General features: G+C 70.7%; 23 protein-coding genes and 2 pseudogenes. 9 read left to right on the forward strand and 16 right to left on the reverse strand.

Translation table 11 applies throughout. The features are described 5' to 3' along the window. The first annotated feature begins 39 nt into the window (after positions 1–39). Positions 40–975, forward strand: coding sequence for a dihydrodipicolinate synthase family protein (locus ACFYZQ_RS03990; RefSeq protein ID WP_389141296.1), 936 nt, complete (start codon positions 40–42; stop codon positions 973–975). On the opposite strand, the gene ACFYZQ_RS03995 is transcribed toward ACFYZQ_RS03990, so the two are convergent. From ACFYZQ_RS03995 to leuA, 3 genes are all read right to left on the reverse strand, one after another. Then, positions 972–2,165: an exo-alpha-sialidase gene (locus ACFYZQ_RS03995; RefSeq protein WP_389141298.1), complete on the reverse strand. Its 1,194-nt coding sequence runs from the start codon at positions 2,163–2,165 to the stop codon at positions 972–974. The genes ACFYZQ_RS03990 and ACFYZQ_RS03995 overlap by 4 nt on opposite strands. A gap of 94 nt (positions 2,166–2,259) precedes the next feature. Then, positions 2,260–2,955, reverse strand: coding sequence for a TerB family tellurite resistance protein (locus ACFYZQ_RS04000; protein WP_389141300.1), 696 nt, complete (start codon positions 2,953–2,955; stop codon positions 2,260–2,262). A gap of 185 nt (positions 2,956–3,140) precedes the next feature. Next, positions 3,141–4,862 carry a 2-isopropylmalate synthase gene (gene leuA / locus ACFYZQ_RS04005; RefSeq protein WP_389141302.1) on the reverse strand — a complete coding sequence of 574 codons (1,722 nt, stop codon included), beginning with the start codon at positions 4,860–4,862 and terminating at the stop codon, positions 3,141–3,143. A 337-nt stretch (positions 4,863–5,199) separates the two neighbouring features. Between leuA and ACFYZQ_RS04010 the strand changes: the two genes are divergently transcribed. Beyond that, positions 5,200–6,270, forward strand: coding sequence for a M4 family metallopeptidase (locus ACFYZQ_RS04010; protein ID WP_389141304.1), 1,071 nt, complete (start codon positions 5,200–5,202; stop codon positions 6,268–6,270). Positions 6,271–6,301: 31 nt separating this feature from the next. Beyond that, positions 6,302–6,568 (forward strand): protealysin inhibitor emfourin, encoded by a 267-nt coding sequence (locus ACFYZQ_RS04015; protein WP_389141306.1) that lies wholly within the window; start codon positions 6,302–6,304, stop codon positions 6,566–6,568. 43 nt (positions 6,569–6,611) lie between these two features. Here ACFYZQ_RS04015 and ACFYZQ_RS04020 read toward each other — a convergent pair whose 3' ends face one another. Then, complete coding sequence (locus ACFYZQ_RS04020; RefSeq protein WP_389141308.1) at positions 6,612–7,166, reverse strand: GNAT family N-acetyltransferase; 555 nt, start codon at positions 7,164–7,166, stop codon at positions 6,612–6,614. A gap of 69 nt (positions 7,167–7,235) precedes the next feature. On the opposite strand from ACFYZQ_RS04020, the gene ACFYZQ_RS04025 reads away from it, so the two are divergent. After that, on the forward strand, positions 7,236–8,549 hold the full coding sequence (locus ACFYZQ_RS04025) for a GH1 family beta-glucosidase (protein ID WP_389141310.1): 1,314 nt from the start codon (positions 7,236–7,238) through the stop codon (positions 8,547–8,549). Then, entirely contained in the window at positions 8,546–9,799 is a 1,254-nt protein-coding gene (locus tag ACFYZQ_RS04030) for an MFS transporter (RefSeq protein ID WP_389141312.1), read from the forward strand. The genes ACFYZQ_RS04025 and ACFYZQ_RS04030 overlap by 4 nt, the downstream gene beginning before the upstream one ends. A gap of 3 nt (positions 9,800–9,802) precedes the next feature. On the opposite strand, the pseudogene ACFYZQ_RS04035 reads toward ACFYZQ_RS04030, so the two are convergent. The 3 genes and pseudogenes from ACFYZQ_RS04035 to era all read right to left on the reverse strand — a co-directional run. Next, positions 9,803–10,305, reverse strand: a pseudogene (locus ACFYZQ_RS04035) (NAD(P)-dependent oxidoreductase); the annotation flags it as partial. A gap of 1 nt (position 10,306) precedes the next feature. Next, complete coding sequence (locus ACFYZQ_RS04040) at positions 10,307–10,786, reverse strand: hypothetical protein (protein WP_389141314.1); 480 nt, start codon at positions 10,784–10,786, stop codon at positions 10,307–10,309. A gap of 226 nt (positions 10,787–11,012) precedes the next feature. Then, the gene (era, locus tag ACFYZQ_RS04045) at positions 11,013–11,966 is read right to left on the reverse strand and encodes a GTPase Era (protein WP_389141316.1); all 954 of its coding nucleotides are present in this window, start codon (positions 11,964–11,966) and stop codon (positions 11,013–11,015) included. A 174-nt stretch (positions 11,967–12,140) separates the two neighbouring features. On the opposite strand from era, the gene ACFYZQ_RS04050 reads away from it, so the two are divergent. Both ACFYZQ_RS04050 and ACFYZQ_RS04055 read left to right on the forward strand, forming a co-directional pair. After that, a complete protein-coding gene (locus ACFYZQ_RS04050; protein ID WP_389141318.1) occupies positions 12,141–13,457 on the forward strand; it encodes an ammonium transporter in 1,317 nt (438 codons plus the stop codon). Further along, a complete protein-coding gene (locus ACFYZQ_RS04055; RefSeq protein WP_389141320.1) occupies positions 13,454–13,792 on the forward strand; it encodes a P-II family nitrogen regulator in 339 nt (112 codons plus the stop codon). The genes ACFYZQ_RS04050 and ACFYZQ_RS04055 overlap by 4 nt, the downstream gene beginning before the upstream one ends. Here ACFYZQ_RS04055 and ACFYZQ_RS04060 read toward each other — a convergent pair. The 4 genes from ACFYZQ_RS04060 to ACFYZQ_RS04075 form a co-directional block, all read right to left on the reverse strand. Beyond that, positions 13,686–14,741, reverse strand: a complete 1,056-nt coding sequence (locus ACFYZQ_RS04060) for a WxL protein peptidoglycan domain-containing protein (protein ID WP_389141322.1) — start codon at positions 14,739–14,741, stop codon at positions 13,686–13,688. The two genes, ACFYZQ_RS04055 and ACFYZQ_RS04060, sit on opposite strands and share 107 nt — an antisense overlap. 98 nt (positions 14,742–14,839) lie before the next feature. Then, complete coding sequence (locus ACFYZQ_RS04065; RefSeq protein ID WP_389141324.1) at positions 14,840–16,171, reverse strand: beta-xylosidase; 1,332 nt, start codon at positions 16,169–16,171, stop codon at positions 14,840–14,842. A 155-nt stretch (positions 16,172–16,326) separates the two neighbouring features. Continuing rightward, positions 16,327–16,803 (reverse strand): hypothetical protein, encoded by a 477-nt coding sequence (locus ACFYZQ_RS04070; protein ID WP_389141326.1) that lies wholly within the window; start codon positions 16,801–16,803, stop codon positions 16,327–16,329. A gap of 265 nt (positions 16,804–17,068) precedes the next feature. Continuing rightward, positions 17,069–17,239, reverse strand: coding sequence for a hypothetical protein (locus tag ACFYZQ_RS04075; protein ID WP_389141328.1), 171 nt, complete (start codon positions 17,237–17,239; stop codon positions 17,069–17,071). 74 nt (positions 17,240–17,313) lie between these two features. Between ACFYZQ_RS04075 and ACFYZQ_RS04080 the strand changes: the two are divergent. Both ACFYZQ_RS04080 and ACFYZQ_RS04085 read left to right on the forward strand, forming a co-directional pair. Next, a pseudogene (locus tag ACFYZQ_RS04080) lies at positions 17,314–17,469 on the forward strand (carboxymuconolactone decarboxylase family protein); the annotation flags it as partial. A gap of 73 nt (positions 17,470–17,542) precedes the next feature. Further along, positions 17,543–17,905: a DoxX family protein gene (locus ACFYZQ_RS04085; RefSeq protein WP_389141330.1), complete on the forward strand. Its 363-nt coding sequence runs from the start codon at positions 17,543–17,545 to the stop codon at positions 17,903–17,905. Positions 17,906–17,923: 18 nt separating this feature from the next. Here ACFYZQ_RS04085 and ACFYZQ_RS04090 read toward each other — a convergent pair whose 3' ends face one another. Genes ACFYZQ_RS04090 through ACFYZQ_RS04110 form a run of 5 tightly spaced genes read right to left on the reverse strand, consistent with a single transcriptional unit; the run spans position 17,924 to position 21,554 of the window. Then, complete coding sequence (locus ACFYZQ_RS04090) at positions 17,924–18,277, reverse strand: cytidine deaminase (RefSeq protein WP_389141332.1); 354 nt, start codon at positions 18,275–18,277, stop codon at positions 17,924–17,926. Between the two features lie 31 nt (positions 18,278–18,308). Further along, a complete protein-coding gene (locus ACFYZQ_RS04095) occupies positions 18,309–18,668 on the reverse strand; it encodes an MmcQ/YjbR family DNA-binding protein (RefSeq protein WP_389141334.1) in 360 nt (119 codons plus the stop codon). Beyond that, positions 18,665–19,975, reverse strand: a complete 1,311-nt coding sequence (locus tag ACFYZQ_RS04100) for a hemolysin family protein (protein ID WP_389141336.1) — start codon at positions 19,973–19,975, stop codon at positions 18,665–18,667. Before ACFYZQ_RS04100 ends, ACFYZQ_RS04095 begins: the two co-directional genes overlap by 4 nt. Positions 19,976–19,984: 9 nt before the next feature. Continuing rightward, complete coding sequence (ybeY, locus tag ACFYZQ_RS04105) at positions 19,985–20,482, reverse strand: rRNA maturation RNase YbeY (protein WP_388787287.1); 498 nt, start codon at positions 20,480–20,482, stop codon at positions 19,985–19,987. Between the two features lie 13 nt (positions 20,483–20,495). After that, on the reverse strand, positions 20,496–21,554 hold the full coding sequence (locus tag ACFYZQ_RS04110) for a PhoH family protein (RefSeq protein ID WP_389141338.1): 1,059 nt from the start codon (positions 21,552–21,554) through the stop codon (positions 20,496–20,498). Between the last annotated feature and the right edge of the window lie 66 nt (positions 21,555–21,620).

The following is a 21,620-nucleotide window of genomic DNA, read 5'->3' on the forward strand; positions in this document are numbered from 1 at the left end:
GGGAGGGCCGCCCGGCCCGCGACCTCGTAGGGAGCCTTCATGACCTTGCCCGCCCCGCTGTCCGGTGTCGTACCGCCCGTCTGCACTCCCCTGACACCGGACGGCGAGGTGGACGTCCCCTCGCTCCTCAGGCTGGTGGACCACCTGGTGGCGGGCGGGGTGCACGGTCTGTTCCTGCTGGGCTCGACCTCCGAGGCCGCGTATCTCACGGATCTGCAGCGCCGGCTGGTGGTGGAGGCGGTCGTGGGCCATGTCGGCGGTCAGTTGCCGGTGCTGGCCGGGGCGATCGACATGACCACACCCCGGGTGCTGGACAACGTCCGCGAGGTCACCACGGCGGGCGCCCTGGCGGTCGTCGTCACCGCCCCCTTCTACACCCGCACCCACCCGGCGGAGATCGGCCGCCACTACCGCCGGGTCGCCGCCGTCTGCCCGGTCCCGGTGCTCGCCTACGACATCCCGGTGTCCGTGCACACCAAGCTGCCCGCCGAACTCGTCCTGGAGCTGGCCGCCGACGGGGTGCTGGCCGGTCTGAAGGACTCCAGCGGTGACCTGGGTGGTTTCCGGGAGGTGGTCACGGGTGTCCGCGGCCGTCCGGACCTCGGCGGCTTCAGCGTGCTCACCGGTTCCGAGGTCGTCGTCGACGCCGCCCTGGCCCTGGGCGCCGACGGTGCCGTGCCCGGCCTCGCCAACGTCGACCCGCACGGTTACGTCCGGCTCGACCGGCTGTTCCGGGCGGGTGACCGGGACGCCGCCCGTGGCGAACAGGAGCGGCTGTGCGCCCTGTTCCGGATGGTGGGCGTCGGGGACCCGGCGCGGATGGGCCGGAACTCCTCGGCCATCGGCGCCTTCAAGGCGGCGCTGCACCTGCGGGGCGTGATCGACTGCCCGCTGACCGCCGAGCCGCAGATCCCCTTGTCGGCGGAGGAGGTCGAGCGGGTGGGGAAGTTCCTGGCGGCGGCGGGTCTGCTCTAGGAGGGCCCGCTCCGGGAGAGGTCCAGTCGGCGGAACTCGATCGTGTCGTACGGCCCCGTCGTACCGGTCTCGTACAGGACGCCCACGGTTTCGCGGTCGACCTGCACCAGGTCGGAGTATGCGGCCCGCCGCTCGGACAGTGTCAGCGCCTTGGTGAAGGTGGCCCCGCCGTCTGTGCTGCGCCAGATCGCCATGGCGCGGCGGGCGGTGGGCACGGACGGCGCCGAGAACAGCAAGGGGGCCCGGCGGCCGGGCAGTTGGAGGACGCTGCCCTCGACCATCGGCACGTCGGCGAGGGTGGGCTGGACGCGGTAGGGCCGGTCGAGGGTGCGTCCGCCGTCGCTGGAGTGGCTGTCGAGGCGGTTGCCGGGGCTGGTGCCGTTCTGGTCGCGGGCGCTGAAGTACAGGCGGCCGTCGGGGAGCTGGGCCGCGGTGGACTCGTTGGGGTGGGTGACGCCGTCGTGGGAGTCGTCGACGAAGCCCAGCCGCCAGTGGCGCCCGCCGTCGTCGCTGTAGAGGGCGTGGGCGCCGTAGTACTTCGTCTCCTGTCCGGTGTCGGGGGAACCGGCGGGCGGGGCCACGGAGTGGTCGGCGGGTACGACCAGCCGTCCCGCCCACCGGCCGCGCGTCAGCGTCACCGCGTGCCCGGGCCCGGTGGCGTACCAGCGCCAGCCGCGTGGCTTGACCTGGGCCGTGATGTCCCGGGGGCGGGTGAAGTGCCGGCCGTCGTCCCGGCTGCGCTGCACGAACACCCGGCGGCTCTGTTCCGGGGTGACCTCACCGCGCATGATCTCCGCCTCGCTCACGGCTCCGCTGTTACCGGAGGTCAGCAGCACGACGTCCCCGGTGCGCGGGTCCACCACCGGTGCCGGGTTGCCGCGGGTGTCCCCGTGCCCGGCGGCGACCACCTGCAAGGGGCCCCAGGTGCAGCCGCCGTCGGTGGACCGGCGCAGCACGACATCGATGTCACCGGTGTCGTCCGCACTGTCGTGCCGTCCTTCGGCGAAGGCGAGGAGGGTGCCGGTGCCGGTGGCGACCGTGGCCGGGACGCGGTAGGTGTCGTAGCCGCCCTGCCCCGAGACGTACGGCACGGAGGACGTACATCCGACGGTGGCGTGCGCGGGGGCGGTGGCGGTGAGCGGGGTGAGGGCTGCGGCCATGGCGAGCAGGGCGCGGCTCAGGGTGGTCATGTTGTCGCCTGACGAGTCGTCGGGAGCCTGTCCGCCCCATGGTCTCGTGCGCGGCGCCGGGGGTACGTGACCCCGCCGGGACCGGCGGCCGGTCTCAGGACGGCGTCCGCGCAGCCGCCAGCAGCCGGGTCACGTCGTCGGCGCCGATGGTGAGGGCGGCGCCCACGGTGAGCAGGGCGTCCTGCTCGGCCGGGGTGTAGGGGCCGTCGGCGAGGGCGATGCGGGCGGCCTGCAGGAGGATCGCCTCACGGCCGGCCGGGGCGAGGTGGGGGGCGAGCGGGTCGAGGGACTCGTGCAGCTCTATGGCCAGGCTCGCGCCGCCCGGCTGCTCGAACACCCGGCCGGTGTCCAGGTGGAGCGCCTCGACGAGTGCGGCGAGTTGCTCCTCGGTGCAGTCGTGCAGGCCGGCGGCGCGCACCGTGCTCGCCGCGGTCTCCAGGGACGTGCGGGCGCAGGTACCGCCCGCCGCGAGTACGGCGAGGGCCACGGTGTGCACGGCGTCGCGGAGCATGACGGAGAGACGCGAGGTGGTGGGGTGGTCGAGGACGTCGGTGCCGAAGTGGCGGCGGCAGGACGCGCACTCCACGACCGGTCCGGTGGCCCCGCGGGGCAGTACGGGCACGCCGAGGAGGGTGAAGCGGCGGCGGCCGGTGAGGCGCTCGTAGTTGCGGTCGCCTCCGCAGCCCGGGCAGAAGAACTCCCCGTCACCGACGGGTGTCCACGCCACGCGGGTGCCAAGGATGCGGGCAAGCCTGTTGTCACGGCCGTCTCGTCCCCGTACTGGCAGCACCGTCGCACCTCCTTGACGACGCGGCAACATCGCCGCGCTGGCGTGATGTTAGCCACATCGGAGAGGTGGAGTCAGTACCCCGTACGAGACCTTTCCGTGACCTCCACGAACAGATGGCCGATATACGACGGGCCCCGACCGCCGCAAAAGGCGATCGGGGTCGCGAAACCGCTGGTCGGAGCGGGTCAGCGGGCCGCGCGGTTCACCGCGGACACGACCGCCTTGAGTGACGCACGAGTCGTGTTCGCGTCGATGCCGATTCCCCACAGGACCTTGTCGTCGATCGCGCATTCGATGTACGAGGCGGCCTGCGCGGAGGCACCCTCGCTCATCGTGTGCTCCTGGTAGTCCAGCAGGCGTACGTCGACGCCGACGGACTGCAGGGCGTCGAAGAAGGCCGAGATCGGACCGTTGCCGGAGCCGGTCAGGACGGTGTCCTCGCCGTCGACCGTGGCCTCGACGGTCAGGGTGTCCACGCCGTCGGTGTCGGTGGTCGACTGGCCGGTGCGGACCTGGATACGGCCCCAGGGGTTGTCCGGGTTCGGCAGGTACTCGTCCTGGAAGACCGCCCAGATGTCCTTCGGGGTGATCTCGCCGCCCTCGGCGTCCGTCTTCGCCTGGATGATTTTCGAGAACTCGATCTGCATCCGGCGCGGCAGGTCCAGCTTGTGGTCGTTCTTCAGGACGTAGGAGATGCCGCCCTTGCCGGACTGCGAGTTGACGCGGATGACGGCCTCGTAGGAGCGGCCGACGTCCTTGGGGTCGATCGGCAGGTACGGGACCGCCCACTCGATGTCGTCGACGGTGACGCCCTTGGCGGCCGCGTCGGCCTCCATCGCGTCGAAGCCCTTCTTGATGGCGTCCTGGTGGGAGCCGGAGAAGGACGTGTAGACCAGGTCGCCCACGTACGGGTGGCGCGGGTGGACCTCCATCTGGTTGCAGTACTCCCACGTACGACGGATCTCGTCGATGTCGGAGAAGTCGATCTGCGGGTCGACGCCCTGGGAGAAGAGGTTCATGCCCAGGGTGACCAGGTCGACGTTGCCGGTGCGCTCGCCCTGCCCGAACAGGCAGCCCTCGACGCGGTCCGCGCCGGCCATCAGGGCCAGCTCGGCGGCGGCGACGGCGGTGCCGCGGTCGTTGTGCGGGTGGATCGACAGGCAGACGTGCTCGCGGCGGGACAGGTTGCGGCCCATCCACTCGAAGCGGTCCGCGTGCGTCGACGGGGTCGAACGCTCCACGGTGGCGGGCAGGTTGAGGATGATCTCGCGGCCCGGGCCGGGCTGCCAGACATCCATGACCGCCTCGCAGACCTCCAGCGCGAAGTCCAGCTCGGTGTCGGTGAAGATCTCCGGGCTGTACTGGTAGCCGAACTCGGTCTCGGGGCCCAGCAGCTTCTCGGCGTACTCCATCACCAGACGGGTGCCGTCGACGGCGATCTGCTTGATGTCGTCCTTGGAGCCGCGGAAGACGACCCGGCGGAAGACCGGGGCGGTGGCGTTGTACAGGTGGACGGTGGCGCGGCGGGCGCCCTTGAGGGACTCCACGGTCCGCTCGATCAGGTCCTCACGGGCCTGGGTCAGGACGGAGATCGTCACGTCCTCGGGGATCGCGCCCTCTTCCTCGATGATCGAGCGTACGAAGTCGAAGTCGGTCTGGCCGGAGGCCGGGAAGCCGACCTCGATCTCCTTGTAGCCCATCTTGACCAGCTGGTCGAACATCCGGCGCTTGCGCTCGGGCGACATCGGGTCGATCAGGGCCTGGTTGCCGTCGCGCAGGTCGGTGGAGAGCCAGCGGGGGGCGACGGTGATGCGCTTGTCGGGCCAGGTGCGGTCGGGGATGTCCACCTGGTCGTACCGGCCGTACTTGTGGACGGGCATGGAGGTGGGCTGCTGGCGGTTCGCCATGATTGCGTGGGCTCCTCGAGAAGTCCGGTGTGTCCGGTGTCCGGAAGGACGGCCGACGACGCAACACCAAGCTCCGCGGGGAGGGAGTCGGCCTTTTGCTACAGGCCCTCGCCGCGGCAGCTAAGGAGAAGCAGCCCGAAACGCATGATGCTGCGCAGCCTAGCCGAGGCCCGCCGGACGCGCGGGACCGTTCCAGTATGCGGGACCGTGAGGGCGAACCGGACAAAAAGTGCGCCATACCACTCCGTGACGCTGAGCGACGCCTAATGTCCGCGTATTTCACCAATCATGGTCGCGAGTAGTGACACGGACGTCACCCAGTGCAAGGGTGCCCGACATGACGACCAACGGGGGCTTCCAGCCCGTCTTCTGCACGATCGTGCCGCCGCACGTCCTCGACAGGCTCGCCCGGCACGAGGACCCCGCGCTGTCCGGACCGGCCCGCCGGTCCCTGGAGCACGACTCCTACCAGCGCACCCACCGCCGGCTGACCACGGTCATCGGTGCCCCGGCCGTCGCCCCGCCCGCCGGGGCCGCCGCCGACCAGCCGCACCGCACCATCTACGACGCCCGGCACACCCAGGACCTGCCGGGCCACAAGGTCCGCAAGGAGGGCTCGGAGCCCGGCAAGGACGCCACCGTCAACCGCGCCTACGCGGGCCTCGGCGCCACCTTCGAGCTGTACCTGAAGGCGTACGGCCGCCACTCCATCGACGACGCCGGGCTGCCGCTGGACGCCACCGTGCACTTCGGCGAGGGCTACGACAACGCCTTCTGGAACGGCGAGCAGATGGTCTTCGGCGACGGGGACAACGAGATCTTCCTCGACTTCACCATCCCGGTCGACGTCATCGGCCACGAACTCACCCACGGCGTCACCCAGCACACCGCGAACCTGGAGTACTACGGCCAGTCCGGCGCGCTGAACGAGTCGCTGTCCGACGTCTTCGGCTCGCTGATCAAGCAGTACAGCCTCGGCCAGACCGCCGCCGAGGCGGACTGGCTGATCGGCGCCGGGCTGCTCGCCCCGCGCGTCACCGGCACCGCGCTGCGCTCGATGAAGGCCCCGGGCACGGCGTACGACGACGACGTGCTCGGCAAGGACCCGCAGCCCGCGACCATGGACGACTACGTCCGCACGGGCCGTGACAACGGCGGCGTCCACATCAACTCCGGCATCCCCAACCACGCCTTCTACCTGGTCGCCACGGCCCTCGCCGGCCACGCCTGGGAGAAGGCCGGGCAGATCTGGTACGACGTGCTGACCGGCGGCGAGCTGCGCCAGGACGCCCTGTTCGCGGACTTCGCCACGCTGACCGTGAAAGCCGCGCGCGAGCGGTACGGCGCCGGTGACGAACTCACGGCCGTACAGAAGGCGTGGGAACAGGTCGGGGTGCGGACGCTGTGATTCCGCGCGGGCCCGTACTAGACAGGGACCCATGCGGATTCAGGTGAGGCGCACAGGAGGTTTCGCGGGCATCGAGCGGCAGGCCGAGGTGGACACCTCGGGGCGGCCCGACGCCGACGAGTGGCAGGCCCTGGCCGAGCGCGTGCTCGCGTCCGGTCAGGGCGGTCCGCCACCGGGGGTGCCCGACGGCTTCCGGTACGAGATCACGGTGGACGGCAGGACGGTGTACGCGGCCGATCCCCGGCTCACCGAGGAGCAGCGGGAGTTGGTCTCGCGGGTACTGAAGGAGGGTGCCTGACCGGTAGGTGCCTGACCGATGGGCGCCTGACCGGCGGGTGTCGCTAACGGTTGCGGGACGCGGCCCACTCCTCGGCGAGCATGCCGAACTGCACGCCGTCGTACCAGGTGTCTCCCACCCGTACGGCGGCCCTGCGGCGCCCCTCCTCGACGAATCCGAGGCGGCGGAAGGCCCGGACGGCACGCTCGTTGCCGCTCCAGGTGTCCAGTTCGACCCGCCGCAGCCGGCACGTCCCGAACAGGTGGCCGAGCAGCAGCCGCAGCGCCTCGGAGCCGTAGCCGCCGCCCCAGCGGTCGGGTTCGCCGATGGTGACACCGACGGTGGCCCGGCCCGCGAACGGGTCGAGGTCGCGGTAGTCGGCCATGCCGATCGGACGTCCGCCCTCCCGTTCCTCGACCGTGAAGGTGGCTCCGTCGCGCGGGTCCTCGCGGAGCCGCGCCTCGTGGAAGCGCTGCATCGCCTCCCGGGTGACCGGGCCGAAGCCCGGATGGCCTCCGGTGGCCCAGTGCACCACCTCGGGGTCGTTGCGCCAGCGCAGCTGGGCGTCCACGTCCTCTGCGCGCAGTGCCCGGAGTCGTACGAGTTGGCCATCGATCATCAGGTGATCATAAGTACCTTCAGGCTTGGGCGTTGACTTCTGTTACCGGCGGTAAGGATGATCGCGCCCATGGCGACTGATGCAGGCAACCCGATACCCCGGTTCCCGTCCGGCTTCCTGTGGGGCGTGTCGACCTCGGCCCACCAGATCGAGGGAGCCGTGGAGACGCGCGAACCCTCCGTGTGGGACGTGTTCACGGCCGGGCCGGGGCGGGTCAAGGACGGTTCGACGGCGGCGGTGGCCTGCGACCACTACCACCGCTACCGGGAGGACGTGGCGCTCCTGGCCGGCCTGGGCGTGGACGCGTACCGCTTCTCCGTCTCCTGGCCCCGGGTGAACTCCCCCGGCGGCCTGGACTTCTACGACCGTCTGGTGGACGAGCTGTGCGCGGCGGGCGTACGGCCCGTCCCCACCCTCTTCCACTGGGACCTGCCGGCCACGCTGGACTGGCTGCAGCGGGACACGGCGTCCCGGTTCGCCGAGTACGTGTCGGTGGTCGCCGACCGGCTCGGCGACCGCGTGACCAGATGGATCACCCTCAACGAGCCCGCCGAGCACACCCTGCTCGGCCACGCCCTCGGCGTCCACGCGCCCGGCAGGAGGCTCCTGTTCGACGCGCTGCCGGTGGCCCACCACCAACTGCTCGCCCACGGCCTCGCGGTACGGGCGCTGCGCGCGGCCGGCGACGCCGACATCGGGATCGCCAACTCGCACGGGCCGGTCTGGCCCGCCTCCGGGGAGCAGGCCGACGTGGAGGCGGCGGACTTCTACGACGTGCTGCTGAACCGGCTGTTCGCGGACCCGCTGATCATCGGCGAATACCCGGCCGGAATCGGCGAGTTGATGCCCGGCGACGTCGCCGCGGACCTGAAGGTGATCGCGGAGCCGGTCGACTGGTACGGCATCAACTACTACGCTCCGACGAAGGTCGGCGCCCCGCAGGGCACCGAGATCGAGTTCGGCGGTGTCACGATGCCCGCCGAACTCCCCTTCTCGGTAAGGGAGATCGAGGACCGCCCGGTGACGGACTTCGGCTGGCCGGTCGTCCCGGAGGGGCTGACGGAGCTGCTGACCGGTTTCCGGGACCGCTACGGCGACCGCCTCCCGCCGGTCCTCATCACCGAGAACGGCTGCTCCTACGAGGGCGTCGACGACCAGGACCGGATCGCCTACCTGGACGACCATGTCCGCGCCCTGCACAAGGCGGTCGAGGCGGGCGTCGACGTCCGCGGCTACTTCGTCTGGTCCCTGCTGGACAACTTCGAGTGGGCGGAGGGCTACGCGCGCCGCTTCGGGCTGGTCCACGTCGACTTCGCGACGCAGGAGCGCACCCCCAAGGCGTCGTACGGCTGGTTCCAGGAGCTGCTGCGGGCGCAGAGATGAGAGCCGTCCGCCCGCCGGGTGCCCTCACCGAGCCCGTCGAACGGGTCGGCCGCGGCTGGACGGCGTCCCTCTCGCTCGCCAACGGGGCGATCTGGGTGGGCTGGTACGGCCCGCTGCAGATCCTGCTCGCCTCGCAGGCGAAGGACTTCGCGCCCGGCTCCGGCATGTCGAAGGAGACGATGCTGGCGTGGGTGACGGGCGCCGGCGCGGTGGTGTCGCTGGTGGCGAACCCGCTCTTCGGCGCGCTGTCGGACCGTACGACGTCCCGCCGGGGCCGCCGCACGCCGTGGATCGTGGCCGGCGCGGCGGGCGGCGCGCTGTCCCTGCTCCTCCTCGCGGGCGCGGGCGGGATGGCCACGATGACGCTGGGCTGGTGCCTGGTCCAGCTGACGCTCAACGCGGCCTTCGCCGCGGTGACCGCGGCGGTCCCCGACCGGGTGCCCCGGCTCCAGCGGGGCTCGGTCGGCGGCTGGCTGGGGGCGGCGCAGATCCTGGGCGTGGTCGGCGGGACGGGACTGGCCACGGCCGCCGGGGGCGTCGGGGCGGGCTACGCGGCCTGCGCGGTGTTCACGGCGGTGGGCGTGCTGCCGTACGTGTGGCGCTACGCGGATCTGCGGCTGGCCGTCGAGGACCGTCCGCCGTGGTCCTGGCGGGGCTTCCTCGCGGGTTTCTGGCTGAGCCCGCGCCGGTATCCGGATCTGGGCTGGGCGTGGCTGACCCGGTTCCTGATCAATCTGAGCAACGCGCTGGTGCTGCTGTACCTCCTGTACTACCTGCGTGACCGCCTCCACTACCACGACCCCGACGAGGGCGTGCTGATTTTGACCGCGGTGAACGGGGTCACCCTGCTGGCCACGGTGGTGGTCGGGGGTGTCTGGTCGGACCGGGTGGGCCGGCGCAAGCCGTTCGTGGTGTGGTCGGGCGTGCTGATGGCGGTGGCGACGGCGGCGCTCGCCGGCTGGCAGACCTGGCCCGGCGCGATCGTGGCGGCGGCGGTGCTGGGTGTCGGCTTCGGCGTGTTCACCTCCGTTGACTTCGCACTGATGACGGACGTCCTGCCGAAGGCGCTGGACCGCGGCAAGGACCTGGGCGTGATCAACGTGGCCAACGCCCTCCCCCAGGTCGCCGCCCCCGCCCTCGCCGCCCCGATCGTGACGTATCTCGGCGGCTACCGGGTGCTGTACCTGGTGTCGGCCGTGATCGGACTGGCGGGGGCGGTGCTGGTGAACCGGATCAGGGGCGTGGAGTGACCGTCACAGAGCGCCGGCGTCCCGGGCCGTCCAGGCGCTCGGGCAGATGGGCCGGCAGCCGAGTTCGCGGCGGATCGGCTGGCTGGACATGATTCCGCACCAGGGGGCGGGGTCCGTGAGCTCGTGGAGCCCGGCGGGCACCCCCACGCCGTTGAGGTGCTACAGCTCGACCGTCGTGACAGGGGCGTCGTCGACGATGTTGTAGATCCGGCCCGCGATGCCCGGCGCGTACAGCAGACCCGTCGGGCCCTGGGCAACGTCCGGGTGATGGGCCGTCCGCAGGCGCTGGTGCGGGGCCCGTTCTTCGCCCAGTGCAGGGAGTCGGCGAGGTGCGGGTCGCCTTCGCCGTAGACGAGGGGCAGTTGACCGATCCGTACGTCCGGGCCGTCCAGCGCAAGCAGCTGCCACTCAGCCTCGACCTCGGACTCGCCGTAGGCGCCCCACATCTCGCCGCCCGGCCGGATCCCGTCCTCCTCGGTCAGCGGGCGGCCCCGTCCGACGCCGTGGTCAGTGGTAGACAACGATGAGCGAGGCCAGGAGCAGTGCGGCCGAGGCGGACAGCCCCAGGATTCGGTAGGGCCGCCATGCCGTCAGAGCCACGGCGGCGGCCCATACGGCTCCCACCACGACGGCCGGCCACTTGCCGACTGTGCTCAGCGCGGCACTGAGCGGGAACGGCGCCAGCAGGAGCGTCGGCGGGATGACCGTCAGCCCGGGGCGGATACCCAGGACCCTGTACGCCACGATCAGCCCGACGAGCGCGATGGCGAACGAGGCGGGGAACGAGAGGACCGGCCACGGCGTCAGGCACACGCTGTCGTCATCGGCGCACACGCGGGCGTCGTAGGCGTACGCCTCCTGGACAAGATGGAGCGACAGGTAGGTGAGAGCGGCACCGGTTGCGGCAGCGCCCGGGATGCGTACAGCCAGGGCCCCACCGGATGGCACCGCAGGTTCGTCGCGCCGCTGTACCGAAGTAGCGTCCATGACAGAAGCATCTCTGGTCGTGACAGCCAGGGCCTGAGTACGGGTACTCAGTACTCAATTAGACGCACCGCCCCAACCCCCGGCACCGGTGCCCATCCACCACCCTTGCCTGTTCGACTGGGAGGCGCGGCACCCCTCTCAGCCCATCCGGCGTTTGAGGACGAGGCCGTTCAGGCCGAAGCGGGGTTCTGGGGGCGCCGCCCCCAGCGGGGGCGAGAACCCTTCCTCAGAAGCCCAGGCGGCGCAGCTGCTTCGGGTCCCGCTGCCAGTCCTTGGCCACCTTCACATGGAGATCGAGGAAGACCGGCGTCCCCAGCAACGCCTCGATATGCTTGCGGGACTTGATGCCGACCTCCTTCAGCCGCTTGCCCTTGGGGCCGATGATGATGCCCTTCTGGCTGGGGCGCTCGATGTAGACGTTTGCGTGGATGTCGAGGAGGGGCTTGTCGGCCGGACGGTCCTCGCGGGGCAGCATCTCCTCGACGACCACCGCGATGGAGTGCGGCAGCTCGTCGCGGACGCCCTCCAGCGCGGCCTCGCGGATGAGTTCCGCGATCATGACCTGCTCGGGCTCGTCCGTGAGGTCGCCTTCGGGGTAGAGCGCCGGGCCCTCGGGCAGAAGCGGGACCAGGAGGTCCGCCAGCAGGTCCACCTGCTTCGCGCCCACCGCCGACACCGGGACGATCTCCGCCCACTCGAAGCCCAGCTCCTTGCCCAGCTGGTCGATCGCGATCAGCTGCTCGGCGAGGGTCTTGGAGTCGACCAGGTCGGTCTTGGTGACGACCGCGATCTTCGGGGTCTTCCGGATCCCGGCCAGCTCCTTGGCGATGAAACGGTCGCCGGGGCCGATCTTCTCGTTCGCGGGAAGGCAGAAGCCGATCACGTCGACCTCGGCCCAGGTGGTGCGCACCACGTCGTTCAGCCGCTCGCCGAGCAGTGTGCGCGGCTTGTGGAGACCCGGGGTGTCCACCAGGATGAGCTGGGCGTCGGGACGGTGCACGATGCCGCGTACCGTGTGCCGCGTCGTCTGCGGCTGGTTCGCGGTGATCGCCACCTTCTGCCCGACCAGAGCGTTCGTGAGGGTGGACTTGCCCGCGTTGGGGCGGCCCACGAAGCAGGCGAAGCCGGCGCGGTGGACGGTCTCGCCCGACTCTTCGGATGACTGGGTACGAACGCTCATGTCGTTCATTCTCCCTGATCCACAAAGCCCTGCCGTACCACCGCCCGCCCGGATCCGGGCCGGTGAGGTTCATGAAACCCCCACGCAACGAAACGTCACGGAAACACACCTGTACGCAACCGGAAACGCACGCCGGTGACCCTCTGACGAGCCCCCGCACCGTTGGAGACACCCGTGACCCTCGCCGCAGCGCACGCAGCGCACGTCGACACCGGCGACACCGCCTGGCTGCTCGCCGCCACCGCCCTCGTCCTGCTGATGACCCCGGGCCTCGCCCTCTTCTACGGCGGCATGGTCCGCACGAAGAGCGTCCTCAACATGCTGATGATGAGCTTCGTGTCGATCGCCCTGGTGACGGTGGTGTGGCTGGCGGGAGGTTACTCGCTCGCCTTCGGCGACGACATCGGTGGCGGGATCATCGGGGGGTTGCGGCACGCCGGGATGGCCGGTCTCGGCCCGGACAGCGTCCAGGGGACGGTCCCCACCCTGCTCTTCGCCACGTTCCAGCTCACCTTCGCGATCATCACGGCCGCCCTGATCAGCGGCGCGATCGCCGACCGGGCGAAGTTCTCCGCGTGGCTGGTCTTCGTCCCCCTGTGGGCGCTGCTCGTATACGTTCCGGTCGCCCACTGGGTGTGGGGCCCCGGCGGCTGGATCGTGGACAAGCTCGGCGCCCTGGACTTCGCGGGCGGTCTGCCGGTCGAGATCACCTCCGGTGCGTCGGGTCTCGCCCTGTGCCTGGTCCTCGGCCCGCGGCTGGGCTTCAAGAAGGACGCGATGCGCCCGCACAACCTGCCCATGGTGGTGCTCGGCGCCGGTCTGCTCTGGTTCGGCTGGTTCGGCTTCAACGCGGGCTCCGCGCTCGGCGCCAACGGTCTCGCCGCCGCCGTGTTCCTCAACACCCTCGCCGCCGGCTGCACCGGCCTGCTCGGCTGGCTCTTCGTCGAGCACAAGCGCGACGGCCACCCCACCACCCTGGGCGCCGCCTCGGGCGCGGTGGCCGGCCTGGTCGCCATCACCCCCTCCTGCGGCTCCGTCTCCCTGCTCGGCGCCCTCGTGGTCGGCCTCGCCGCCGGTGTCCTGTGCAGTTACGCCGTGGGCTGGAAGTTCAAGCTGGACTACGACGACTCCCTCGACGTCGTCGGCGTCCACCTGGTCGGCGGAATCGTCGGCACCGTCCTCATCGGTCTCTTCGCCGAGAAGGCGATGACCGGCGGTGCGGAGGGCCTGTTCTACGGCGGTGGCCTCGGCCAGCTCGGCAAGCAGCTCCTCGCCGTCGTGGTCGTCGCCGCGTACGCCTTCGGCATGACGTACGGCATCGGCAAGCTGCTCGACAAGACGATGGGCTTCCGCGCGAGCGAGGAGCAGGAGTACACCGGTCTGGACCTTACGGTGCACGCCGAGACGGCTTACGATCACGGGGTCCTGGGCCACGGCGCCCCGGTGTCCTCGTCCGTCCCCTCCGCCCAGAAGGTCCAGACCCAGGCATGAAGCTCATCACCGCCATCGTCAAGCCGTACCGCCTCGACGAGGTCAAGACCGCCCTGCAGGAGCTCGGCGTGCACGGCCTGACCGTGACCGAGGCCAGCGGGTACGGCAGGCAGCGCGGCCACACCGAGGTGTACCGCGGCGCCGAGTACCGGGTCGACCTGGTGCCCAAGGTCCGTATCGAGGTCGTCGTCGAGGACGCCGTCGCCGACGACGTGATCGACGCGATCGTCAGGGCCGCGCAGACGGGGAAGATCGGGGACGGGAAGGTGTGGGCCCTGCCCGTCGAGACGGTCGTACGGGTACGGACGGGCGAACGCGGCCCCGACGCGCTCTGAGCAGGGCTCCGGCCGCCACCCCGGCGACGAACACCGTCGCCGCCGCCAGCCAGGGCAGGGCGAAGAAGGAGGCGCTCGCGGATTCGCGGGTGCCCGTGGCCCTGGCGGTCAGGGTGACGTCCCCCCAGTCGAGCTGGGGTGCGCCCCGCCACGGTTCGGTGAGCCGGACCCGCTGTCCGGGCAGCAGCTCGGAGGGGATCTTCGTCAGGTCGCGGGTCAGCAGCGTGCGGCCGAACACGCCCTTCGCCTTCAGTTCCACCTTGGGGTCGAGGGTGACGTTGCCGGTGTTGTGCAGGGTGTAGGAGACGGTGGCCGTGCTGTCGCCGAGGCCGGGGACGAGCGGCTGGTGGTGGGCGATGTGGACGTTCTCCACGGCGACGGCGGGCAGCGTGGGGCCGCCCACCCGCAGGTAGACGCGGGCGCCGACGGCCCGCTGCACACCGAGGGCGAGAGAGCCGGCGCCCTTGGCGCCCTTGTCCCCCTTTTCGACACGCTCGTCCAGCGCGACGATCGCGCCCGGGTGGTCGCCCGGTTCGGCGCCGTCGGGAACGCGCAGGGTGAAGGGCACGGTCACCGTCTTGTGGCCGGGGACGGTGACCCGGGACTTCGCGGGCCTCGCCCAGGCGCCGACGCCCCGCATCCGCTCCTTGACCGTGCGCACGGCGAAACCGCCGTCGCGGGCGGTGTTGTAGGCGTCGGCCGCGTACAGCCGGAAGGTCAGGGGAGCGCTCATCTTGTTGGCGACGACCACCTTGTCGGTGATGGTCTGGCCCGGGTCGGCGGAGAGGTAGAAGTAGGGCCGGGCGGCGATGCGGGAGGAGACGGGGTAGACGGACCAGCTGCCGTTGTCGGCGGCGTGCGCCGGGCCCGTCCCCGCGGCCAGGAACAGACCGAGGAGCAGGCCCAGGAGCACACCGGGGCGCAGGAGGAGGACGTACGGCTTGCGCATGGGTGCGGACCCCCGCGGCGTTGAGTCGGGTCGGCGGTCGGGCGGGTGCGGCCCCGGTGCGGTCGGGCGCCCGGCCACCGGCTGGGTGACACGTACGCTCAGGTGAGCGTGAGGGTGAGGACGCCGGAGTACGAGCCCGGGGGCGTGAACGCCGGTACGTCCAGGGAGAGTCCGGCGTCCACGGTGAACTCACCGCCGGTGAGCGTGCCGTCCGGGGTCGACGCCAGGGTCGCTCCGGAACCGCCCACCGTGCCCGCCGAACCGGCCTTGCAGGTGCTGAGGCTGCCCGCCTTGGTCGCGCAGGCGGGGGTCCAGCTCAGCTTCCCGGCGTCGATCTTGGCGCCGGGGCCGGTGAAGTCGGTGACCTTGCCGGTCAGGGACCAGCCCGCGGGCCCGCCGCGGAAGTCCTTGACGGTCACCTTGTTGAGGGAGCCGGTCGACGCCCCGCCCTTGCCGAACTCGACCGCCGACAGCGAGACGGCGTCCCCGGCCTGGGACATGGACAGCGTCCCCGCCTTCACGGTCGTCGTCAGCTTCTGGCTGCCGTCGGGTACGGGCGTGGTGTCGTTCACGACGTAGGACGCTGGCGGGCTGCCCTTCTGAGTGGTCCAGGAGGCGCCCTCGTAGGCCACGATCGCGGTCGTCGTCTTGTCGTTGACGACGAGCGCGCCGTTGAAGGAGCCGTCGGAGCCGGCGGTCACCGTCGCGGTGTCCCCGGTCTGCTTGTCCCCGGCGCGTCCGGCCAGGGTGACGGTCGCGCCGGGCGTGAAGCCGCTGCCCTTGACGGTGACACTGGCACCGGGGTTCCCGGAGGCCGAACCCAGTGTGATGGCACGGTTGTTGACCGGGGTCGTGTCATCCGTCGCGGTGATCGTCTGGGAGACCGGCGCGGGCGGATCGGTCACCGTGCACGGGGTGTCCAGCTCCATGATGTAGCTGGTGTGGATGTTGTAGTCGCCTGGCGAGAGTTTGATGTCGCCGGACTTGGTGACCTTGAACGTGCCGGTCATGGAGAACGACGGGAAGGCGCCCTTCCCGGGCACCGGGTCGTTCTTCTTCGGTCCCGCCACCGTCACGTCCCCGGTCTGCACGCCACTCAGGGTGACCTTGCCGGTCGGGGTCATGATGTCGGCCGGCAGGGCCAGTTCGGTGGGGTTGCTGGCGGCCGGGGTGACCACCGTGTACGTCACGGTGACCGTGTCGCCGACCTTGGGGCTGGTCTTGTCCACCGAGATGTTCCCGGTGGTGGTGCCGTCGATCGGCGGGAGGCCCGCGATGGCGGGCGGGATGCAGTGCGTCGCGTAGTCCACGTTGGTGCCCGCCGCGCCGGCCGGGCAGGCCAGCGCTCCGCCCGCGGTGACCGCGACCACGGTCACCGCGAGCAGCGACGCCCAGCGGCGCCGGCGCGGTCTTCGGAGTGTCGGACCCATGCTTGCCCCCTCCTGAGGGATGCGGGCGCAGCGGCTCGTCTGCGCCGACAGGGGGCCATTGATGTGGAGCCGGCCTGAGAAGTCAATGCAGATGCCGCAGAAAGCTGACGGATCATCAGTTTCTGCGGCATCCGGAACAGATCACTCATCCGATCTCAGTCGAACACGAACGGGCCGGGCGACTGCTTGGCGGTCGAGGTACAGGTGACGTTGATCCCGAAGATGGTCATCACCAGCGAGCCGCCGTAGAACTCCAGGCTGTCGCCGGACGCCACGGTGCCGCTGAGCGGGCCGACCGTGACAGGGTCACCGGCGGCCATGGCCGGGTTCTTCTTCCCGCTGAAGACCGTGGTGCCGCCGCTCGCCTTCACCATGGTGAGCTTCGACGTGATGGAGTCCTTCGCCAGCGCGAGCGGGGTCTTGATGGCGCTGGACGAAAGGGTGATGGTGGCCGAGGTGCCGTCCTGCGTGGCGGTGAGCGTGGCCGCCCCGCCGCCGAACAGTCCGCAGGTGGCGTTGATCGTCGCCGTCGTCGGGGTGACGGCGGCCGCGGTGGGCGCGAAGGCCAGTCCGGTGACCGCGAGGGCCCCGACCAGTACTGCCGCACCCGTGGTTGCGCGCTTGCCTCTCATGGGGGTGAGCTCCCTTCCCGTTTGTCTGGGAGTGCGCGTCGACGGCCGTCGGCTTTGACAGGTGGGTGCGGTCAGCTGCGCGGCTCGAATCTGACGGCCCGTCGGGAGTTGACGTCTTCATTGATGCGCCGGAAACAAGCGCTTGCAAGGTTGAATTCCGGCCTATTCACTCTGCGACACCGGCCTCGACGCCGGCCGGCACACTCAGCCGGAGGACGAGTGCGAGAGATCAGCCGCGCGCGGCCATCGCTCCCTGGGCTACGGGTCAGCGGTGCAAGGAGGTCTCCTGCTCCAGGCGTGACAGCTTCTCGGGGTTGCGCACGAAGTACAGCCCGGTGATCAGGCCGTCCTCGGTCCGCACCGACAGGACGCCCTCGACCTGGCCGCCGATCCGCATGATCAGTGCCGGGTGCCCGTTGATCTGCGCCGACTGCACCCCTGCGGTACCCGCGATCCTGCCCAGCCCCGCTGCCAACAGGGCTGCGACCGGGTCGGCGCCGACGACGGGCTTCCTGGGCCAAGGTGCGCGAGCACTACGACGACGACCAGATCGCCGCGCTGGTCTCCCTGATCGCCATGATCAACGCCGACAACCGGCTCAACGTGATCGTGCGCAACCCCGGAGGCTCCTACCAGCCCGGCAAGTTCGCCGGCATGGCCGACTGACCAGCAAGCCGACCACCGCCCGGCCCGGGGTCACCCCCGGGCCGGCATCGACGACTGCATCGCAGAAGGAGTCATGAACACCGCACTCTGGATCGCCGCCGGCCTGCTCGCCCTGGTCGCGCTCACCGGGGGCCTCACGAAGTCCTTCGTCCCGAAGGCGAAGCTCGCCACCATCCACGGCGCCGAATGGACCACGGGATTCGGTGCCAACGCCATCAGGACCCTGGGAGCCCTCGAACTCCTCGCCGCGACCGGCCTGGTCCTGCCCAAGGCGCTCGGCGTGGCACCGGTCATGGTCCCGGTGACCGCCGCCTGCTGGATCGCCCTGATGCTCGGCGCGATGGTCACCCACGGCCGCCTCGGCCAGTACAAGCTCGTGGCGGTCAACGTCATCTACCTCGCGGTCGCGCTCTTCATCGCGGTGGGACGGTTCTAGGCCCGGGACCCCGGGCCCTCAGCCCGCGGAGACAGTGAGCCGCACGCTCCCGTCCGGCCCGGCCACCAGCACCGGCGTCCCCGTCCCGCCGAGATCCCGCACGGCGGCCAGATCCTCCGCCGGCACCCCCTCCGCCTCCGTCACCACAGCCGCCGCCTCCAAGGACTTCGCCCCGGACGCCACCGCCATGGCGACAGCCGTCCGCAGGGCGCTCAGCCGAAGGGAGTCGAGGGCCACGGTCCCCGCGACATACGTACGGCCGGTCTCGTCCCGCACGGCCGCCCCCTCCGGCACACCGTTGCGGGCCCGGGCGGAACGGGCCAGGGTGACGATCTTGCGGTCCTCGGGGTCGAGCGCGTTGCTGTCGGTCATGCCCCGAGCATACGAAGAACCCGCGCGGGACTCAGGACCGGTCCAGGCGGAGCCGCTCGGCGCGCGGAAGCCCGGCGACGACCAGGTCGTAGGAGTCCTCGATGAGCTCCCGGACCAGACGGTCCGGAAGACCGCCGTCCACCGTGACGGTGTTCCAGTGCCGCTTGTTCATGTGGTAGCCGGGCACGATCAGGCCCTCGTGCTCGCCGCGCAGCCGCACCGCGTCCTCCGGGTCGCACTTGAGGTTGACGGTCAGCGGCCGCCCGTCCAGGTACGACAGGGCGAACATCTTGCCCAGCACCTTGAAGACCGAGGTCTCCGGGTTGAACGGGAAGTCCTCCACGGCCGCGTTGAACGAGAGGCAGCAGGCCCTCAGTTCCTCGGGTGTCACTCCGGCTTCGTCTCCTCGTCCTCGGGCAGCTCCTCGGGGGCCACCGGCTCCACCAGCACCGTCACGATCTTGTTCCGCCGCCCGGCCGCGGCCTCCGCCGTCAGGCGCAGCTTCCGCCCGTCCGGCAGCTCCACCTCGGCGGAGGCACCGGCGATGGGCACCCGGCCCAGCGCCTTGGCGAGCAGGCCGCCGACGGTCTCCACGTCCTCGTCGTCGTACTCCTCCAGGCCGTACAGCTCGCCGAGGTCGGTGATGTCGAGGCGGGCGGTGACCCGGTGGCGGCCGTCGCCGAGGTCCTCGACGGGCGGGAGTTCGCGGTCGTACTCGTCGGTGATCTCGCCGACGATCTCCTCGAGGATGTCCTCGATGGTGACGATGCCCGCGGTGCCGCCGTACTCGTCGATGGCGACGGCGACGTGGTTGCGCTGCTTCTGCATGTCGCGCAGCAGGTCGCCGGCGTTCTTGGTGTCGGGTACGAAGAACGCCGGTCGCATCGCCGTGGACACCAGGTCGTTCTCGGCGTCGCGGCTGATGTGCGTCTTGCGGACCAGGTCCTTCAGGTAGACGATCCCGACGATGTCGTCCTCGCTCTCCCCGGTGACCGGGATGCGGGAGAAGCCGGACCTGAGGGCGAGGGTGAGGGCCTGGCGGATGGTCTTGTACCGCTCGATGACGACCAGGTCGGTGCGCGGGACCATGACCTCGCGGACGAGGGTGTCGCCGAGCTCGAAGACGGAGTGCACCATGCGGCGCTCGTCGTCCTCGATGAGGGACTCCTGCTCGGCCAGGTCGACCAGCGCGCGCAGCTCCGCCTCGGAGGCGAAGGGGCCGCGGCGGAAGCCCTTGCCGGGGGTGAGCGCGTTGCCGATGAGGATCAGCAGGTTCGGGATCGGGCCCATGATCCGGGCCAGCGGCAGCAGGACGTACGCCGAGGCGGTCGCCGTGTTCAGCGGGTGCTGGCGGCCGATGGTGCGCGGGGAGACGCCGACGGCGACGTACGACACCAGGACCATGACGCCGATCGCGGCGAGCAGGGCCTGGGCGGTGCCGTGGATCTCCTGCAGGCAGGCGTACGTGACGAGGGCCGCGGCGGCCATCTCGCAGGCGACGCGGACCAGCAGGGCGACGTTGAGGTAGCGGGTGGGGTCGGCGGTGATCTGGGCGAGCTTGGCGCTGCCGCGCCGCCCGGACTTCACCGCTTCCTCCGCCCGGAAGCTGGAGACCCGGGCGAGGCCCGCCTCCGCGCAGGCGGCGAGCCAGGCCACGACGACCAGGGCGATCGCGCCGAGAACGATCTGAGGACTCATCGGCCGCGCTTACGAGACGGTCGGCGCCGGGGACGGCCCGGTCATGCCCCGCTCGGCACGCCAGCCGTCCACGATGGCGGCCTGGAGCCCGAACATCTCGGCCTTCTCGTCGGGCTCCTCGTGGTCGTACCCGAGCAGGTGCAGCACACCGTGGACGGTGAGCAGCTGCAGCTCCTCGTCCATGGAGTGCTGCGTCGGCGCTTCCGCGCCCTGCTTGGCGGCGACCTCCGGGCAGAGCACGATGTCGCCGAGGAGCCCCTGCGGGGGCTCCTCGTCGTCCTTGCCCGGTGGCCGGAGTTCGTCCATCGGGAAGGACATGACATCGGTCGGTCCGGGCAGGTCCATCCACTGGATGTGGAGCTGCTCCATGGCGCCGGTGTCCACGACGATCACCGAGAGTTCGGAGAGCGGGTGGATGCGCATCCGTGCGAGCGCGTAGCGGGCGATGTCGAGGATCGCCTGCTCGTCGACCTCGGTTCCGGACTCGTTGTTGACGTCGATCGACATGGTGCTGGCGTGTCTACTTCCGTTTGGTGCGGCCGCCCTTGGGCGTGCCGTTCTCCGTACCGTTCTGGCTGTCGTACTGTTCGTACGCGTCGACGATACGGCCCACCAACTTGTGCCGTACGACATCGTGGGACGACAGCCGGGAGAAGTGGACGTCCTCGACGCCCTCCAGGATCTCCTGCACCTGCCGCAGACCGGACTTGGTGCCGCCCGGCAGGTCGACCTGCGTCACGTCACCCGTGATCACGATCTTCGAGTCGAAGCCGAGGCGGGTGAGGAACATCTTCATCTGCTCGGGGCTCGTGTTCTGGGCCTCGTCCAGGATGATGAAGGCGTCGTTGAGCGTACGGCCGCGCATGTAGGCGAGCGGCGCGACCTCGATGGTCCCGGCGGCCATCAACCTGGGGATGGAGTCCGGGTCGATCATGTCGTGCAGCGCGTCGTAGAGCGGGCGCAGATAGGGGTCGATCTTCTCGTAGAGCGTGCCGGGCAGGAAGCCGAGCCGCTCACCGGCCTCGACCGCGGGGCGGGTCAGGATGATGCGGTTGACCTGCTTGGACTGCAGGGCCTGCACCGCCTTGGCCATGGCCAGGTAGGTCTTGCCGGTGCCGGCGGGGCCGATGCCGAAGACGATGGTGTGCTTGTCGATGGCGTCGACGTACCGCTTCTGGTTCAGCGTCTTGGGACGAATCGTGCGGCCGCGCGAGGACAGGATGTTCTGCGTCAGTACCTGCGCCGGGGTCTCCTGCCCGTCGTTCGTCCCGGCATCGCTCGCCTTGAGCATGGCGATCGAGCGTTCCACCGCGTCCTCCGTCATCGGCTGCCCGGTGCGGAGCACGAGCATCATCTCGTCGAACACGCGCTGGATGAGGGCGACGTCCGCCGGGTCGCCGACCGCGCTGATCTCATTGCCCCGGACGTGGATGTCGGCCGCCGGGAAGGCCGTCTCGATCACGCGCAGCAGGGTGTCGCCGGACCCCAGTACGGTGACCATGGGGTGCTGGGCGGGGACGGTGATCTGTGCCTTCGCCTGGTCCTGCGCGCGGGTGTGAGCTGTGGGTGTCTGAGTCATGGGCCGGCGCTTAAGGCCTGCGATTCCTCCTCGTCACGGCCGCGTAGCTGAGGGCGGCCTCGCGCT

The sequence above is a fragment of the Streptomyces sp. NPDC001843 genome, assembly GCF_042891955.1.
GTDB lineage: Bacteria > Actinomycetota > Actinomycetes > Streptomycetales > Streptomycetaceae > Streptomyces.